The organism is Rhizobium sp. Root1203 (assembly GCF_001424945.1).
In the GTDB taxonomy this organism is placed as follows: Bacteria; Pseudomonadota; Alphaproteobacteria; order Rhizobiales; family Rhizobiaceae; genus Rhizobium.
Genome location: NZ_LMCW01000042.1, coordinates 1 through 17513 on the forward strand (window position 1 = coordinate 1; position 17513 = coordinate 17513).

The following is a 17513-nucleotide window of genomic DNA, read 5'->3' on the forward strand; positions in this document are numbered from 1 at the left end:
TCGGTGGCGCTGCTGAGGAGATGCAGCGACAACAGCATCAATCCGATGCCGATCAGCGCCGTGCCGCCGCCCTGGCGGCCGGTCGAGCCGCTGCGGTAGAGCACGATTCCGGTGAGGATGACGAGCGGCGACAGCCATTCGATGCCGGTCGCGACGATCCAGGCAGTGACCGCCGTTCCGACATTGGCGCCAAGGAGCACGATCTGCGCCATGCGCGGCTTCACCAGCTCGCGTTCGACAAAGGACGAGACCATCAGCGCGGTCGCGGTCGAACTCTGCAGCGCAACGGTGGCCACGAAACCCGACAGAAACGAGCGCAGGCCGCTGCGCGTTCCCGATGCAAGACCGGTCCTCAGCCTCGCGCCAAAGGCCCGCGACACACCATCCTTGACCTGAGCCAGGCCGAACAGCAGCAACGCCACCGCGCCGACGAGGTTGATCATCACGATTGTGGATTCCATGCGGCCTTCCTCCCGATCAGCGCGATAGCGCCTTGGTGGACATCCGCGACAGCGACAGCAGGATCAACAGCGTAACAAAACCCAGGATGACAGTCAGCGCTGCGGCATCAAAGATCGCTCCGCGGTCTGTCAGTGCGAAGATGTCGACCGGGAGCGTCACCCAGCCCGGAGGATAGACCATGATGGTTGCTCCCAGTTCGCCCATGGACAGCGCGAAGCTCAGGCTGAATGCGGCGAGGAGATAGGGAGCGAGCAATGGAAGCGTTACCCGGCGAAGCCGGTAGAACGGCTTTGCACCGAGGCTTTCGGCAACCTTCTCGCAATCGGCCGGTATCCGTGCCAGCCCGGCAGAGATGTTCCCGTAGGTGAACGCCGAGATCAGAACGAAATGGGCCGCCAAAACGATGAACCGCGTACCGTTCAACAGGATTGGAGGATGGCTGAAGGCGACAAGCAATCCAAGTCCCACTGACACAGAGGGCACGGCGCTCGGAATGAAGAACAGGACGCTCAGGATCTGCCGGGGTACCGGACGGATCGTTCTCAGGGCGATCGCCGCCCATGTCCCGCATAAAAGCGACAGTGCGCTTGCCAGTGCACCCGTCAGGACGCTGACGACGAGGCTGTCCAGCGCGTCGCCCTTGGCCGCATTCTGGAAGTGCGAAAGGCCGAGGCTGCTTGGAAGCGCGCCATTCCACTGACCGGTGAAACTGGCCAGCACCAGGACGGAGATGGGAAGACCATAGATGATGACATACAGAGGGACGACACCTGCCCAGAGGGCGAGCCGTCCGGATTTAGACCAAACCAGCACGGGAACCTCCGAAGTATGCAACAATCCAGCGATAGAGGCCGTAGAGGCCAAGCGAGAGAACGACGTTGACGACCGCGATCACACATGCCGTTACATAGTCGAATTCCTGGATCGCCTTGCCGTAGACCAGCATCGGAAGGGTGATGACGTCCCTGGCTCCAATGAAGAGGACAATGCCGAACTCGTTCACCGTCAGCAGCAGGCAGAGGCTTCCGCCGGCGACGAGCGCCGGCAGCGCTGCGGGAAGGATCACCTGCCGGACGATGCGCGCCGGTCGCGCGCCAAGGCTGCTTGCGACCTCGATCTGCGAGTGCTCGATCAGCGAGAAGGCAGCCAGGAGCGGGCGCATGACGAACGGCGTGTACACGGTGATTTCCGCCAGCATGACGCCCCATCTCGAATAGAGGAAGTCCAGGGGTGGGAGGTCGGTTCCAAACAGTGCCATCAGGGATTCGTTCACGATCCCGGCCGAGCCATAGATGAACGTGAAGGCAAGTGTTACCAGGAACGTCGGCAGCGCGATGAAGGTATCAATCAGCCGTCCTGCAAAGCGCGAACCCGGGAACGGCACAAATGCGATCGTCAGCGAAAGAATAAAACCGAGGACGAGGCATCCGGCGGTCGACCCCACTGCAATCATCAGCGTGTTGTAGACGCCGCGGTGGAACTCACGCGAGCCGAACACCTCGACGAAATAGCGAATGGTGATCGTTCCATCATCGCCCAGCGATTGCCTCACAATGAGCGCCAGGGGATAGAAGAACAGGGCGGCGAGGACCAGAAGCGGCGGAACCGCCCAGAGCGCGCCCGATCCTGCTCGTCCGGCCGGGGCAATCGATAGCTCAGCCATGGCGTCCATCCTCCGGAACCAGGGTGACGTCTGAGGGGTCGAAGTGGATTTCGATCTTGTCCCCCGGCGCCGGCGGCTCCTTGATCGGGGCGGACGAAAGCCGCACCTCGACGCCGTCAACGTCCACGGTGACATTGTGGACATCGCCCTGCCACTGGACGCTCAGGACCCTGCCGCGCATGGTGTTGGTGGTCCGGTCCGTCTTCTCCAGCTTGAAATCGTGCGGGCGGATGCACAGTAGGCAATCGGTGCCTCCAGCGATCCCATAATGGTTGACGGCAACCATCGGGCCACTCTGGTGACGGACGCTGGCCATCCCGTCGGAAGAGCGGTGTAAGGTGGTCACCGGAACGAGGTTTGCCCTGCCGAGAAACTCGGCGGCGAACCGGTTCGGCGGGTGGCGGAAAAGCGAACGCGAGTCCCCGAATGCGCGCAGCTTCCCGTCCCGCATGATGCCGATATGATTGGCAAGCGTGAGGGCCTCCGACTGGTCGTGCGTGACATAGAGGACGGTGAGCGAAGGGAGTTCGCGGTGCAGCTTGGCGAGCTCGTCGAGCATCGACCGCCGAATTTGTGCATCGAGGGCGGACAACGGCTCGTCGAGGAGCAGTACCTGGGGCTTGGGCGCTATCGCACGGGCGATCGCCACGCGTTGCTGCTGGCCCCCGGACAATTCCCGGGGGTAGCGGCGGGCATAGGCACCCATGCCGACCATCGCCAGACACTCGGGAACTCTGGCCCTTATCACGTCCTGCGGGACACCTTTGGCCCGTAGCCCGAAGGCAACGTTCTCATCAACCCGCATGTGCGGAAACAGGGCGTAATTCTGCACCACCATGCCGATATTGCGCTCGTAGGGAGGAACGTCGGTAACGTCCCGGGCTCCAATCGTTATCCTGCCTGCCGAAGGGCGGACGAAGCCCGCGACCGCCCTTAGCGCTGTCGTCTTGCCGGAGCCGGACGGTCCGATGAGGGAGACGATTTCGCCAGCCTTGACGGTCAGCGAAAGCGAGTCGAGGACGACGGTCCCGCCATAGGTCACAGAGACGTCGTCAAAGCCAATCGTTCCGCCCTGCTGGGCGGCGACGGCCCCGGAGACCGCCGCGTAGTCCGTCTGGTGGAGTGCCATCGTCCTGGTCATCAGTTGCTCACCGTAACGTCTTTGTAGCGGGCGATATCATCCTTCAGCTCCCCAAGGACCTTCGACCAGTCGGGCGCCCAGATCTCGACGCCTTCGAGCATCCCGTGGAGCCTCTTGAAGTTTTCGTCCTGCGGCTTGACGTCGGTGCGCACCGGCAACCCCATGGCAACCGTGGAGACTTCCTTTTGAGCGGCCTCGCTTAGGAGGAAATCTATGAGCTTTTTGCCGTTTTCGGCCTCCGGAGCGTTCTTGACCAGACCGATCTCATAGGGCAGCGCAAAAACGCTCTTCTTTCCGTCGGGTCCGGCAGGAAGAAAGATCTTGATATTGGGGTTGTCAGGGGACTGAGCGAGGTTCATCTGCATGTCGCCGTTCGCGACATAGAGCTCACCCTTATTGACGAGCGCCGTCAGCTTTCCCGTCGATGCCGAAGGGCCGAGATTGTTGGCCTGAAGCTTCTGCAGGTATTCGAAGCCGGCCTCCTTGCTGCCGAAAGACTTGAAGGTCTGCAGCATGAACGCGGTGCCGTCGCCTGCCTGGCCGGGTGTGGAATACTGGATCTTGCGTTTGAACTTGGGATCGAGAAGGTCCGCATAGGTGGCAGGAGCGGTTTTCAGGACTTCGGAATTGTAGATGAAGTTCGGAAAGTTGTTGACGACCGCCACGAACATGCCGCCCGGATCACGGTCGTGGTCGCCGAGCTTGTCGGCGTCCTTGGGAGTGTAGGGCTGCAGCAGCCCGTCGCCCGCGGCCTTCTGGATGAACGGGGGAATCGACATCAGGACGTCGGCTTGCGTGTTGGACTTTTCCTTGGCAACGCGATCGACGACGCCGCTCGATCCCGCCTCGACGTACTGTACCTTGATGCCGGTCGCCTTTGTGAAGGCCTCGAACTGGTTTCCGAGCCAGCTCGGATTTCCGTCGTGCAATCCATCGACGCTGTAGACCGTCACGACGTCGCCCGCGTAGGCGGAGGCTGAAAACGTCGCTGCAACTATGCAGGCGGCGGACAGCATAAGGGTGGCTTTCATGGAAATGCTCCTGTCGTTGATGCGTTTACTGTTCCCGTTTGGCATTTCGGTCGGAGACTTTGCGTCCCTCTGTTGGGTCGCATTTTGTTGACCACTTAACGATAAGTAAAATCTATTCTTGTTATAACCCTATAGATTATACTTATCATTGGAGAGCTGCGCCTAAACGGTCGGCACCTGCGTTCGTCGGTGCACATTCGCGCTCACGAAAACAACATGACCGGCCATCGAGGAGATGGCGTCCGTGTTGATCGGAGACATGCTTGATGACTATCAAAAGCCGTTTGGCGGCTTTCGCGGGTCAATGAAACCTGGGGTAACTGCTGAGACCTAGGTGAATCGTTGGGATCGGCCCTGTGCCGGATCCCCCTCTTCCGCGACGGGGTCGGCCTCCACCCGATTTCGGCCGGACCGCTTGGCGGAATAGAGCGCGCGGTCGGCTCGTTCCAAGAGACCGGTTACGTCTGTTGTCTGCGATGTCGTGAACGACACGCCAATACTTCCTGTAAATCGCACGATCGCGCCGTCGATGCTTTCCGTTTCAAGCTGCTCGATCTTCCTGCACAGAAACCGGGCATACTCCAGTGCGTGATCGGCGGATGGCGCATCGTAAACCAGGACAAACTCCTCGCCGCCAAATCTGGCCGGGAGAGCGTTCGCCAAATCCGGAATGTTGGCAAGAAGGAAGGCAAGCGATTTCAGGCAGCGATCTCCCGTGGGATGACCGAACCTGTCGTTGATCGCTTTGAAATGGTCGATATCGATGAGGAGAACCGCCGGCCCGGCGCCGGGAGACGCCCGCTGGATGGCGGCGATCAGGAATTTCTCGAACGTCCGACGATTTGCGAGCTCTGTCAGCGGATCTGTTTCTGCGAGTGCCTGCAGCACGACATTCGTGCGTCGAAGCTCGCTAGCAGTACTTCCGTAGGAAACAATCGCATCGCCGATCAACGCCAGCTCCCTGAGCATCGGTCTGTTCTTCGCCAACTCCAAGGTCTCGTCATTGCCGACCCGGTCAAGATTTCTGATCGCAGCTACGATTGGAGCCGCAAGATGGCGACGTGCGAGCAACAAGAGTACCGCGACCAATAGCGCCGGCACGCTGAGAACGACGATGACAAGGTAACGAACGGCAACAGCTCTTTTTTGAATGCCTCCCGCTATGTCGTCTGCAACCAAGGCAGAATTTCCGCTGACCTCTTTACCCATGGAATCAATGATCCGCATCGCGCTCTCGTAGGCGATCAGGTCCTTTGTCGACTGGTCGGGCGCGCCTTCGCCCGGTTGCTCGATGGATTGATTGGCGAGGAGGTCCCGCTGACCCTGATGTGCGTTCACGATCACTTTCGCGAGGTTTGCGACCTCGCGGGACCCATCGACGAGAGATACCGCTCCTTCAAATCCAAATCCCTGTGCAAGTGCCTGAATTTGCAGTTGGAGCTGGCGCTCCAGGCGCCTGTCCTTCGTGAGGAAGATCGCCCGCACAAGAGACGACAGCCGCTCGACTTTGACGGCATTCCGGGTCTGTGAAAGGATTTGCGGGATTTGGTGTTCCCGGGTGGCGATAGCCTCCTGTTCGATTCTGGTCATCAAAAGCGCCGCGCCGGCCGCAGCAATGGCACAATAGACGACCACGACGAACAGCAGGATCCGCCCCGCCGATCGGAGCGAAATTTCACGGGGCATCGATAGGCGAGGTTCTTTCAACAGCTTGCCCTAGTAGATACTGAAGGGAAAGTACTGGTCATTGATCTTGTCGTACACGCCGTTGAGCTTGATCTGCTTCAGACCATCGTTCACCTTTTGAACGAGGGCGGTGTTGCCTTTTCTTGCCGTAATGTGGGCAGAACTCTGCAGGAACTCGCTGGATATCGGATCCCCGACGTAGCCGTATTCGGAACCTTCCGGTGTTTGCATGAAACTCAGAAGCTCGATTGCGTCACCGATCAGCAAGTCGGCCTTCTTCCCGGTCAGCAGTTTTTGAGCCGATGGCTGGTCTTTGGCGAGAACCGTGATGCTTTCCTTGTAGGCCTTCATTGCGTAGTCGGCCTGAATAGTCCCTTCGGCAGCAGCGATACGTACCCCCGCAAGTGCTGCAGGCGCACTGTCGCTAAACTTCTCTGAGTCACCGATCAACACGGAATGCGATCTATAGTAGGGTGCCGAAAATTCAATCCGTTGGGCACGTTCCTTGGTGTAGGCCATGCTGGCGACGACCAGGTCGTACTTGTCAGCCTCCAGGCCCTCGATTATCTGATCCCAGGCGACGGTTTGGAAGGTGCACTCGGCTTGAAGCTGACTGCAAAGCGCCTTGGCGATATCGACGTCAAATCCTTTCAGGGCTCCACTGTCGTCGATGAAGTTGAAAGGCGGATAGGCGCCCTCGGTCGCGATCCGCAGGCGCTCTGTCGAGTACGCAGCCGACGCAGCGACCAGCAGAAGACCTACGGCAAGGATAGTGGATCGCATCATCGCAGTTTCTCCATTTGAAACCATGATCGCGCCAAATGACTAAGGAAATCCTCAAATAACCCCGCGAAGTCTTGCTAACCGCAAGAATTGGCCGTGGCTGCTTTGGCGTGAACAGGGGTCTGTCCGAAAAAGCGACTTTTGGAGCTGTGCTACCGCAACCGGAACTGCAGTCGACCCACAATTCCGGTTGGCTGCTCGGGGATTACGGCAGCGTGTAGCCTGCCGCTGTGAACAGCCGGTACCATTCCTGTCGAGACAAAGCGACATCCGCACCAGCTGCCGAACTCTTCACACGCTCCGGATTGGTCGTGCCGAGAACAGTCTGGATGTTCGCCGGATGGCGTGCGATCCATGCCACTGCGATCGCGGACGGCGACACGTCGTATTTTGCCGCCAGTTCATCGAGTACAACGTTCAGCTCCTTGAAATTCTCCCTGTCGTCGATGAAGACGCCTCCGAAGAACCCCTGCTGGAACGGAGACCAGGCCTGCAGGGTCATGGTGTTGATGCGGCTGTAGTTGATGAGTTCGCCATCTCGATCGACCGATTGATCAAAGCCCGCCATGTTTGCGGCAACACCAAATGCGATCGACGGTGCGTGAGCAACGCTCAACTGGATCTGGTTTGCCACAAGTGGGCGGCTGACAGCCGTTTTTAGAAGCTGAACCTGCCCCGGCGTGTGGTTGGATACGCCAAAATGCCGGACCTTGCCTGCACTGTGCAACATCTCGAACGCTTCCGCGACCTCTTCCGGCTCGACCAGGGCATCCGGCCGATGCAGGAGGAGAACATCGAGATACTCGGTCTTGAGCGCAGCCAACGACCCGTCGACACGCTGCAGGATATGGTCCTTTGAAAAATCGAAGAAGCCAGGGCGAATTCCAACTTTGCTCTGCACCACGATTTCTTCGCGTTCGGCGGCAGACATCGTGACCGCCGCTCCGAAACGCGCCTCGCACCTGTGTGGCTCGCTGCCGTATATGTCGGCGTGATCAAAGACGTTAATCCCGCTTTCTCGCGCCGTCCTGTAGAGTGATCTGATATGACCATCTTCCAGCGAAGCGATACGCATCAGGCCGAGGATGACGCTCGAGACCTGAATTCCGGATTTGGCAAGCTCGAATGTCTTCATTTTGGCGGCTCCACTATTTGAGACAATTGAGGCGAAAGGCCGAGTTCAAGTTGTTTCGATTCGGCGGTCGCAAGATAACCCAATGCCTTTTGGTAACAAGAATTTACCTCCAACCGCACCATGCAAAAAGCGCTGTTGCGCGCCAATGGCTGCGATCTGCGGCTGTGCGGCCGCTGTCGCTTCGTCACCCGACACCAACTTCCGGCCGAACCACCAAATTGACGAATTGCTGAGCGGCTCGACATATCGTTTTCTAGCTGTGCATCAACTCCGGGGGGAAAACGAGATGAGTTGGATCAGCCAGACCTGTCCCGTATGCATGGGAAAATGCGGCGAAGCGTTGCCGAGGATCGGCGACCAACGCGAAATCAGCTGCGCCGATTGCGGCCGATACCGCATTACGGGAATGGCCGAGGTCGGTCTTCAGAACGAAGCCGTCCCCGCTCGCCGTGCTCTCCTTCGCCGAGCCGCCGCTATCGCGGCCAGAAGTGCCGACGTACCTCTGATCGCAAACTCCCTCCGAGAGCAGTAGAAAGAGCGACGTAGCGTCGAGGCCACTCGAAGCCGGCATCGGTGATCCGCCTCGACTGCGCGGCCGGCGCACGTCAACGGGGCAGGCCGCGAGGCGGCTGAAGCGGACCAAGGTGTTGACCGGCTGGAAACCATGGAAATCAATTGATTTCCATGGAATTGAGTTTTCACTCCGAAAGTCGTTAGGCTAAAATTCGCCTGACCCTCATCGCTTCGCTCTTTACGACGCGGCGAGCCAAATCGCGACGTACAAACAGATCCCCAATATCACCAGCAGTCCGGGTCTAAGCATCGGCACTCCATTCTATCTGGGCAGACATGGCAGCATGGGCCGGACGGCCCACTGATCGAGTTGACAGAAGCGTATCTCAGGCTCCGTCCGATCGGGCATCGCGGTCTCCTTTGCCCTCCATCCGCTCCCAGAGCCGTTCCTTCCGCGTCTTCGGCTTCAGCCTGCGGAATGTCCGGTCAACAAAGCGAAGGAAACGTGTCACATGCATCAGCCGATCCACCACCGAGCTCAAATTCTCCAGGCGCTCGGACAGCACCTGATTTGCCGTCAGCGCGATCTCGGCCGCAGAGTATTCCGGAAAGTGCGCCGCAAGATCGGCATATGGATTGGCCAGCGCGCCCTCGATGATGTCAATCTTTCCGCTACGATAAAGCAGACGCAGAAGCACTCGCTCGAAAGTCCAATCGTGGACGTCCAGAACCTTGTAGCGTTCGCCCCGCTTCGAGGAGAAACCAGCAAGGGTTATCTTTGCGCCGAGGTCCAGCTTGGTGAGCCAATAGCAGACCGCAAAACCTGTTGTCGCGATTTTGGTGCGCGGGTAAAAAGGAGCGAACAGCTCCTCCAGGTCCACATGCATGACTTTGACGTCGCCAAATGCAGAAGCAGGGCTGAACTGCTCCCTGCTTCCAATCGTCAGATTGAGAACACCGAGGAAGCTGTCCTTTTCAAAATACTGGAGAACCTTTGGCACCTTGCCACTTTTCACAAGGTTTGCTCCCAGCGTTCCGCTTCGTGTAACGAGAAGCGAACTGCGTGTGAACGGCTCGTGCAGAACCTTGTACACTTTGTTGAAGAAGATGAAGAGCGTGGTTTCAGGCAAGCGGGACGTAAGGTCGACAATGTCGACTTCCTCGCTGTTGGCGACCAGCACGATATCGCTGTAGCCTGTGAAGAGCGATCTCCATTCCTCGGAACAAACGTTCGACATCGTAGTATCCATCGCATCATGAACCCTGTTGGCGGAGATGTTCGCGTTCTGAACGTCGCGCGTTCGAACATCGTTTCCTGTAGTGATCTACAAAACCTCTTTGCTTTCCATCCTTGGCGCTTTCTCCGCAGCGGAAACTACGAAACCTGTCGGCCGCCATGGTCGGTTCTCGATTTGACCAGCCGGGCAGGTGCGCCGACGTAGACGCCGAAAGGGACCGTCTTGCCTTTCACGACACTGTTGGCGCCAACGACGCAACCATGTGCAATATGGCTGCCCGCCAGGACCTTGGTGCCCGCCCCGATCCAGACGTCATCTTCAATGATCACCGCCGCTTTCGTGATGCCTTGATGCCGAATCTGAACGGCAGAATCGTCGTAGACGTGTTCAAACGAGGAGATAGCCACATGGGCGGCAATACGGACATTGTTGCCGATCGTGATGCCACCATGCCCGAGCAGGACCGAGTAGTCGTTTATGGAGACATCATTTCCGATTTTGATCTCACCGCTCTGGGCGTCGATGACTATGCCGCACCTAGTCCAGATACGGTCGCCGATCACGATTTTACCCTGCTCCCAACGGAGCCGGGGCCAATAGCGCATGTTCGGTCTACTCCCGATCGTCAGCGATCCGCTCGACAAAAGCGAACGGAACTTGACCAGAAATCCAAGGTTCACGCTTCACACAGGTACAAACTGGGGATCAATCGCGCGCGCCTTATCCAGCCACACCTGAGAATACTCGACGTCTTGCCAGTTGTGAAACCAAGGGCCGCCGTTTGTATAGTGAACACCTTTGGGGTAGCCGGACGAAGGCTTCGTGTTCCAGCCTTCAAGCCAGTTCCATTCTTCCGGAATTTGCCCGATCTCGCTGTCGTCGGCCCATTGGAGACGATGCAGAAACGCTCCGGTCTGGCTATTTATGAGCTCCGGGGTCAGCGTTCTGGTCGATGGGTGCTCGCAGTTGAAGAGCATGAAAGACGACCAGTTTTTTCTTGGGTAGGTCGTTTGCACTTTGCCATCCATCTTCACGCCCTCTTTCGGAACGTAGTCGTGATGGACGCAGCACACCGCTTTTGACGGATCTTGGAACGCAACGAGCTCAGCGACGTCGCCAAAGAACAGAAAATCGCAATCGCAAAACAGCGCCCAGCCTTTATAGCCCGCAAGCCAGGGTGTGAAAAAGCGAGAATAGGTGAATTCCGTCGACGCCAGCGGATCAACCGGACGGGTGTAAACACCCTGGTCTATCAGATCTTGCAGTTTGATCGGATGCACGTCGACATCGATAGAGGCATTCTCGAGCAGGGTAGTCTTGGCGACCTGGTATGCAATGTCTTCGCGGGAATCCCATCCGATATAGACTGACAAATCTGGCATTAAATCACGTCTCCTCGTCGCAATGATCCGGGCAATTTGGACGGCGGAACACCGATATGTCAATACGCTACTTTAGCAAAGTAGCACAACCACAGATCGCACATTCGAGACAGCCGCGGTGCCGGAGCTGCTATTCCACCGGGCGCAAACAAGCCTCCGGTTCACCTGTTGACATCGCGCCGGCTGTCATATCCCTTGTCGGAAAGGGAGATCGGAACATGTTCGACCACATATCAATCGGCGTCGCCGATCTAGACCGTTCACAAAGATTCTACGATGCCGCTCTTGGAGCGATCGGGTATGAGAGACTGTCCAAATCGGAGCAGATGTTGGGCTACGGCCCCGAACGGGTTGCATTCTGGGTTGCGCGGGCGCCGCGACCGGTCGTTCCGGATATGGATTCCGGACTTCATTTCTGTTTTGTCGCACCCAGCGAAGACGCTGTAAGGGAATTTCACACCAAGGCACTTGCCGCCGGCGGCAGCGACAATGGAGCGCCGGGGGTGCGTCCGGAATACGGACAAACCTACTATGCAGCCTTCGTTATAGACCCCGACGGATACAGACTGGAAGCCTATTTCAGGATGCCGGACTGAACCTCGCCACCCTCCTTTCAGAAAGCCTCTCGCAATGCCCGAAATACCCTCATCTTTCGACAGGCCTTACGCGGCGTTCCTGTTCGATATGGATGGGACAATCCTCAACTCCCTCGCTTCAGCCGAACGCGTATGGGGCGCCTGGGCCAAGCGGCAGGGGCTGGATGTCGATGCCTTCCTTCCGACCATGCACGGATCGCGCGGCATCGACACCATTGCCCGGCTGGGGCTACCGGGCGTGGATCCGGAACGCGAGGCGGCAGCGATAACCGAGGCGGAAATTAACGACGTCGAAGGAGTTGTTGCATTGCCTGGCGCTCGGGCTTTCCTCGCCGCCCTTCCGCCGGACAGGTGGACCATTGTTACGTCTTCGCCCCTGCGTCTCGCTCAGCGTCGGCTGGAGGCTGCGGGCTTGCCCATACCAACCTCCATCGTAACCGCCGAGGATGTTGCGATCGGCAAGCCTGACCCGAGCGGCTACATTCTCGCGGCGGAGCGCCTGGGCGCCCATCCCAGCGCCTGCCTTGTCTTTGAGGACGTTCATGCGGGTATTCTGGCTGGCGAGGCAGCTGGAGCCGATGTCATGGTCGTAACGGCCACGCAACATCATCAGATCGAGACCGCTCACCCGACGCTGTCATCCTATAATGATGTCAGCCTCATCGTTTATGTCGACGGGAAGATCGGAATGGGGCGAGCTTAGCCGAAGGATCGCTGCTGGCAAGAATGTCATGTCCGTGGCGCGGGCCGTTGCCTTTCTCGCATCGCCGCCTACTCCTATGTGCAGGCTGCGAATCTCATGTCGCGCCAGTCTAGTCGTTTCGATGGGGGAAGAGCGTTTGGCGGAAGATTTCGACTTCATCATCGCAGGCGGCGGATCGGCGGCATGCGTCGCGGCGATGAGACTGGTGCGCGATTTCGGATTCTCCGTCCTGATCGTCGAGCGTGGGCCTCGCCAGACCGCCCGTTTGATGGACTTCCCTGCCGGCTACATGAAATATCTGGCCCGCGACGATTTTCTGGAGATGCACCATACCGTGCCCCAGCCACAGCTGGGCGGGCGCGGCCCCATCGTCCCTGTCGCCAGAGCCCTTGGTGGCGGCAGTGCCGCCAATGCAATGGTTTACATGCGCGGCCAGAAGGCTGACTACGATGGTTGGGCAGCCTATCTCGGCGGCGATGGCGAATGGTCCTACGCCGACATGCTTGCGCATTTCAAACATATCGAGGCAAACACTCGCTTCAACAACGAATATCACGGCATATCGGGCAATCTGCGTATTTCAGAGCCGCGCCATATCTCGGATACGACCGAAGACTTCATCCTCGCCGCACAGGGGCTCGGCCATCCCTATAACCCGGATTTCAATGGCGCCAGGCAAAATGGCGTCGGCATCATGCAACATACATTCGCGACCTGGGGCGGCCGGACGGCCCGATCGGATGCGAAGAAGGCATTCCTCGATCCTCTCTCCAACGACAAGCGACTGACAATCGAAACGGACGCGCGCGTCGATCGCATTCTTGTTGAAAACGGACGCGCCGTCGGCCTGACCTACAAAAAGAACGGAGAGGACCGTACGGTTCGCTGCCGCCGCGAAGTTCTCATCGCTGCCGGGACCTATAATAGCGCCAAGCTGATGATGTTATCGGGCCTCGGCCCGGCCGATCACCTGCGGGAGCATGGCATCGATGTCCACGCCGATCTCAAGGGCGCGGGCGCAAACCTGCAGGATCATCACGAGGTTCCGGTCATAGCGACCACAAAGGCCAAATCAGGGTACTTCGGGGAGGACAAGGGGTGGCCGATGATCCGCAATGGCCTGCAGTACCTGCTCTTCAATTCCGGCCCGGTAACAACGACAGGCATCGAGGCCTGCCTTTTCTACGACCCGGACGGTGGCGAGCGGCCGACGATCCAGCTGTACTGCGCACCGATCGTCTATCTCGATCGTGACGTTTCCTCCGCAAAACCGACATATGGCGTCACGTTTACCTCCTGCCTTCTGCGGCCAAAGGCTCGCGGGACCGTCAGGCTACGCTCGTCGGACCCAGCCGCTCAACCCGTGATCGACTGTAATTTCTTCGGCGATCCCGACGATCTCCGCCTGACGCTTGCCTCGTTGAAGACTGCGAGAGCTCTTCTGGAGACGGAGCCGTTCAAATCGAAGATCGACGTCGAACTCCTGCCAGGCAGAGCGATACAAGACGAAGGAGCACTGGCCACATTCGCCGGCCAGACCGTCAAGACGAACTACCATCCCTCGGGCAGTCTTCGGATGGGGCCTGACACCGACCCCATGGCAGTCGTCGATGCGCGTTTGCGGGTACGCGGCATAGACGGACTGCGGGTCATCGACTGCTCCATCATCCCTTTCATTCCCTCCGGCAATACCAACGCGCCTGCGATGGCAATCGGGTCCAAAGCTGCAGAATTGATCGCGGATGACCATCAACCCGCCTCGGGATCTCTTTCCCGGAGTTGAAGCGCCCTTGCGGGCAGTGTGAGACGGCAAACAGTCCCGTCTCACACAGATCGGTCTTCAGGCCGCAGCATCCCAGACTGGCGCAAGACCGTCCGGGCTCACGATACGACCGTCCGGCTTGGCAAGGGCGTGAACCGCCGCCATCTCCTCGTCGGTGAGGGTGAAGTCAAAGATCGCGATGTTCTCGGAAGCTCGGGCCTCGCCAACTGTCTTGGACAGGGCGACGATGCCATCCTGTTGCACCAGCCATCGCAGTACCACCTGGGCAATCGATCGGTTGTGCGCGGCCGCAATCTCCTTGAGAACCGGATCGGAGAAGACCATCCCATCAGCCATTCCGTAGTAGCCGGTGACAGCCAAACCCGCCTTCCCTGCGGCATGGATGACGGGCGTTTGATCAAGATAGGGATGATACTCGATCTGATTTGTGACGAGCGGCGACCTGCTGAGTTCGATTGCTTCGGCCATCAGCGCAGTATTGAAATTGGATACGCCAATGTGGCGAACCTTGCCTGCATCTTTCACGGCGTTCAGCGCTCCGATCTGGTCTGCGAGTGGAACGCCATCATTCGGCCAGTGGAGGAGCAGCAGATCGACATAGTCGGTCTTCAACTTCGCCAGGCTCTCTTCGACCGACTGGACGAAGGCTGCAGGCCGGTAGTTTTCGACCCAGACCTTGGTGGTCAGGAAGATGTCACCACGGGCAACAGCCGAAATCTTGATGGCATCGCCCACCTCCGCTTCATTGCCGTAGATCTGCGCGGTGTCGATGTGGCGAAAGCCGACGTTCAGGGCATGCGGCAGGATTCTCAGGACATCCGGGCCAGGCATGCGGAAGGTGCCGAAGCCAAGGGCCGGGATGGAAGCGCCCTTGGCGTTTACGTCGTGCATTACGTTTCTCCTTGCTGTTCCGCAGCCAAACGCGCAGCGGATAATTGGTGTTCGAGGTCAGATGGGATGTGCTGCCTGCAGCAGTCTAGGTGTCAAGCGGCCTTGAGTTCCGGCGTCGCGCTCCTGTCGAGTGAGCCGCTCCAGAGCGTCAGAAGGAGAGCGCCGGCGACCAGGATGGCACCGATCCACGGCGTTCCGGTCAGGCCAATCGGAGAGTCCACAACCAGACCGCCGAGCCAGGCGCCAATCGCGATCCCGAGATTGAAGGCGGCAATGTTGAATGCCGAGGCTACATCGACGGCGCCGGGGCGATATTGCTTCGCAAGCTGGACGACATAGAGCTGTAGGCCAGGCACATTGGCGAACTGGAGGAAGCCAAGCGCAGCGAGCGTGACGACCGTCAGCACAGGCGACACGGACGTGAAGCTGAAGACGACGAGTACAATTGCCTGAAGCGCAAACAGGATGATCAGCGCCCTCACCGGATCGTTGTTGGCGATCTTGCCGCCAGCGATATTGCCGATTGCGATGGCGATGCCGTAGACCACGAGGATCAGGCTGACGCTTCCTTCGGAAAAGCCCGTCACCTGCTGCAGGATGGGCGCAAGGTAGGTGAACGCCACGAACGTGCCACCGTACCCAAGGGCGGTCATTGCAAAGACAATCAGAAGGCGCCCAGACCCCAACACCCGGACTTGATCGAGAAGTCTCGCAGGGTCGGCTTTGCTGAGGTTGCCGGGCAGCAGCGCGGCGATACTGACAAAGGCGACGACGCCCAAGGCGGTAACGGCCCAGAATGTCATCCGCCAACCGAACGTCTGACCGATGAGCGTGCCGATCGGAACTCCGGTCACGATTGCCACGGTCAAACCCATGAACATCATTGCGATCGCCGAGGCACGGCGATCCTCCGGCACGAGATCGGCAGCGATGGTGGAACCCACAGAGAAGAAGACACCGTGCGCAAAGGCTGCAAGGATGCGCGCGACAAGCAGGACCTCATAGTTTGGCGAAAGCGCTGCGATCATGTTCCCGGCGATAAAGAGCGCCATCAGGCCCAGGAGGAGAGGCTTTCGCTCCACCCGACTGGTCAAAGCCGTCAACACCGGCGCGCCGAAGGTAACGCCAAGTGCGTAGACACTGACGATCAATCCAGCGAGTGGAAGTGTGATGTGGAGATCTGATGCGACGGTCGGCAATAGGCCGACGATCACGAATTCCGTGGTTCCTATCGCATAGGCTGCGACGGTCAGTGCAAAAAGGGCGATTGGCATAGCGTGAATCCGCTTGAACAAGCCGATGGTCGGCGGTTGAAATGTCGGATTGATATATGCGGGGCATTCACTATCGCGATAAGGCGATATATCGTCCAAATAGTTATGAAACAACTTCACAGGAGGGGCCGCCGTGGACAATCGGGCGGGCGAGATGGAAGTCTTTATCCACGCCGCAAGATTGCAGAGCTTTTCGGCCGCGGGACGCCAGCTCCGACTGTCGCCGTCCGCGGTCAGCAAGCTCGTCACCAGGCTCGAGGAAAGGCTTGGGACGCGGCTGGTCGTTCGCACGACCCGCCAGTTGCGGCTGACCCCGGAAGGAGAAGTCTACTTCGCGCGCGCCAAGCGCATTCTCGAAGATATCCACGAGGCAGAACAGGTCGTGTCGGCAGGTGGAGTGGTGGTGCCGCGGGGTCGGCTCCGGGTCAGCGTCTCCGTGGCGTTCGGGGTGCGCTTCGTGGTCCCCATCGTTAAGGACTTTCTTGACCGATATCCGGAGGTCCAGCTGGAATTGTCATTGACGGACGGCCTCATCGACATTGTAGGCGAAGGAGCCGACGTGGCGATACGGTCGGGCGACCTCAGGGATACCTCGATGAAAGCCCGAAAGCTCCTGGAGAGCCGGCGGGTCATCGTCGCCTCCCCGGCCTATCTCTCTGCGGCCGGCATGCCTTCAAGTCCGGATGAATTGGACCATCACAATTGCCTTACTTTCAGTTTCAGGCCGACCTGGGAGGAATGGCCGTTTCGAGATCCGGCTTCAGGAGCCGGGTTCGTAAAGCTTGTTCATGGAAATTTCGAAAGCAACAACGGCCCCACCGTTCGAGCGCTATGCCTTCAAGGCGCCGGCTTGGCCCGTGTGGGCCGGTTTCATGTTCAGCCCGACATCGATGCCGGAACGCTTGTTCCCGTGCTTGAAGAATTCAATGCCGAAGACATCGAACGTATCCATGCCGTCTACCCCGGACATGAGCATCTGGCGACCCGAATCCGCGCTTTCATCGACTTCCTTGTCGAGCGCATCAGATAGCATCGGTTATGCCGCCGGGCAGGAACAAGTGGGACTCCAGGGTCCCCAGGCAAGTCGTTTTTTGACTGATTTTTTGATCCAAACTGGCTGACCTTGCCCCGTTGAAATAATCCATTTTGAAGTAAGCTCTGGCCCATTGAGAGGACCAGAGAATGAAGCGCAACCGTTTCACAGACGAACAGATCATCGGCATTCTGAGGGA

At 58.7% G+C, this 17513-nt stretch carries 19 protein-coding genes; 4 read left to right on the top strand and 15 right to left on the bottom strand.

Annotated elements, in window-relative coordinates:
* From ASC97_RS26210 to ASC97_RS26265, 12 genes are all read right to left on the bottom strand, one after another.
* On the bottom strand, positions 1–461 hold a 461-nt coding region (locus ASC97_RS26210; protein ID WP_162246720.1), incomplete at its 3' end, for a Na/Pi symporter.
* Positions 462–477: 16 nt separating this feature from the next.
* Positions 478–1275: an ABC transporter permease subunit gene (locus ASC97_RS26215; protein ID WP_057471272.1), complete on the bottom strand. Its 798-nt coding sequence runs from the start codon at positions 1273–1275 to the stop codon at positions 478–480.
* On the bottom strand, positions 1259–2125 hold the full coding sequence (locus ASC97_RS26220; protein ID WP_057471273.1) for a 2-aminoethylphosphonate ABC transporter permease subunit: 867 nt from the start codon (positions 2123–2125) through the stop codon (positions 1259–1261). Before ASC97_RS26220 ends, ASC97_RS26215 begins: the two co-directional genes overlap by 17 nt.
* Positions 2118–3266, bottom strand: a complete 1149-nt coding sequence (locus ASC97_RS26225) for an ABC transporter ATP-binding protein (protein ID WP_082530178.1) — start codon at positions 3264–3266, stop codon at positions 2118–2120. Before ASC97_RS26225 ends, ASC97_RS26220 begins: the two co-directional genes overlap by 8 nt.
* Positions 3266–4297 (bottom strand): 2-aminoethylphosphonate ABC transporter substrate-binding protein, encoded by a 1032-nt coding sequence (locus ASC97_RS26230; RefSeq protein ID WP_057471274.1) that lies wholly within the window; start codon positions 4295–4297, stop codon positions 3266–3268. The genes ASC97_RS26225 and ASC97_RS26230 overlap by 1 nt, the downstream gene beginning before the upstream one ends.
* Before the next feature lie 330 nt (positions 4298–4627).
* Positions 4628–5983 carry a GGDEF domain-containing protein gene (locus ASC97_RS26235; RefSeq protein WP_057471275.1) on the bottom strand — a complete coding sequence of 452 codons (1356 nt, stop codon included), beginning with the start codon at positions 5981–5983 and terminating at the stop codon, positions 4628–4630.
* A gap of 30 nt (positions 5984–6013) precedes the next feature.
* Positions 6014–6769 carry a transporter substrate-binding domain-containing protein gene (locus ASC97_RS26240; protein ID WP_057471276.1) on the bottom strand — a complete coding sequence of 252 codons (756 nt, stop codon included), beginning with the start codon at positions 6767–6769 and terminating at the stop codon, positions 6014–6016.
* Positions 6770–6971: 202 nt separating this feature from the next.
* Positions 6972–7901, bottom strand: coding sequence for an aldo/keto reductase (locus tag ASC97_RS26245; protein WP_057471277.1), 930 nt, complete (start codon positions 7899–7901; stop codon positions 6972–6974).
* Positions 7902–8154: 253 nt separating this feature from the next.
* Complete coding sequence (locus ASC97_RS26250) at positions 8155–8472, bottom strand: hypothetical protein (RefSeq protein WP_057471278.1); 318 nt, start codon at positions 8470–8472, stop codon at positions 8155–8157.
* Between the two features lie 328 nt (positions 8473–8800).
* A complete protein-coding gene (locus ASC97_RS26255) occupies positions 8801–9652 on the bottom strand; it encodes a 3-deoxy-manno-octulosonate cytidylyltransferase (RefSeq protein ID WP_244481602.1) in 852 nt (283 codons plus the stop codon).
* Between the two features lie 137 nt (positions 9653–9789).
* Positions 9790–10257 (bottom strand): acyltransferase, encoded by a 468-nt coding sequence (locus ASC97_RS26260; RefSeq protein ID WP_082530179.1) that lies wholly within the window; start codon positions 10255–10257, stop codon positions 9790–9792.
* A gap of 78 nt (positions 10258–10335) precedes the next feature.
* Positions 10336–11034 (bottom strand): hypothetical protein, encoded by a 699-nt coding sequence (locus tag ASC97_RS26265; protein WP_057471281.1) that lies wholly within the window; start codon positions 11032–11034, stop codon positions 10336–10338.
* Between the two features lie 218 nt (positions 11035–11252).
* Between ASC97_RS26265 and ASC97_RS26270 the strand changes: the two genes are divergently transcribed.
* The 3 genes from ASC97_RS26270 (at position 11253) to ASC97_RS26280 (ending at position 14116) form a co-directional block, all read left to right on the top strand.
* On the top strand, positions 11253–11630 hold the full coding sequence (locus tag ASC97_RS26270; protein WP_057471282.1) for a VOC family protein: 378 nt from the start codon (positions 11253–11255) through the stop codon (positions 11628–11630).
* A 34-nt stretch (positions 11631–11664) separates the two neighbouring features.
* Positions 11665–12333 (top strand): HAD-IA family hydrolase, encoded by a 669-nt coding sequence (locus ASC97_RS26275; protein WP_057471283.1) that lies wholly within the window; start codon positions 11665–11667, stop codon positions 12331–12333.
* Positions 12334–12469: 136 nt separating this feature from the next.
* Positions 12470–14116: a GMC family oxidoreductase gene (locus ASC97_RS26280; protein ID WP_443216781.1), complete on the top strand. Its 1647-nt coding sequence runs from the start codon at positions 12470–12472 to the stop codon at positions 14114–14116.
* A gap of 57 nt (positions 14117–14173) precedes the next feature.
* Here ASC97_RS26280 and ASC97_RS26285 read toward each other — a convergent pair whose 3' ends face one another.
* Positions 14174–15007 (bottom strand): aldo/keto reductase, encoded by an 834-nt coding sequence (locus ASC97_RS26285; RefSeq protein WP_057471285.1) that lies wholly within the window; start codon positions 15005–15007, stop codon positions 14174–14176.
* Between the two features lie 92 nt (positions 15008–15099).
* Complete coding sequence (locus tag ASC97_RS26290; protein ID WP_057471289.1) at positions 15100–16281, bottom strand: MFS transporter; 1182 nt, start codon at positions 16279–16281, stop codon at positions 15100–15102.
* Between the two features lie 133 nt (positions 16282–16414).
* On the opposite strand from ASC97_RS26290, the gene ASC97_RS26295 reads away from it, so the two are divergent.
* Positions 16415–17311: a LysR family transcriptional regulator gene (locus ASC97_RS26295; RefSeq protein WP_057471286.1), complete on the top strand. Its 897-nt coding sequence runs from the start codon at positions 16415–16417 to the stop codon at positions 17309–17311.
* Here the strand turns inward: ASC97_RS26295 and ASC97_RS34955 are convergent.
* A partial coding sequence (locus ASC97_RS34955; RefSeq protein ID WP_210171781.1) for a hypothetical protein occupies positions 17304–17513 on the bottom strand: 210 nt, incomplete at its 5' end. The two genes, ASC97_RS26295 and ASC97_RS34955, sit on opposite strands and share 8 nt — an antisense overlap.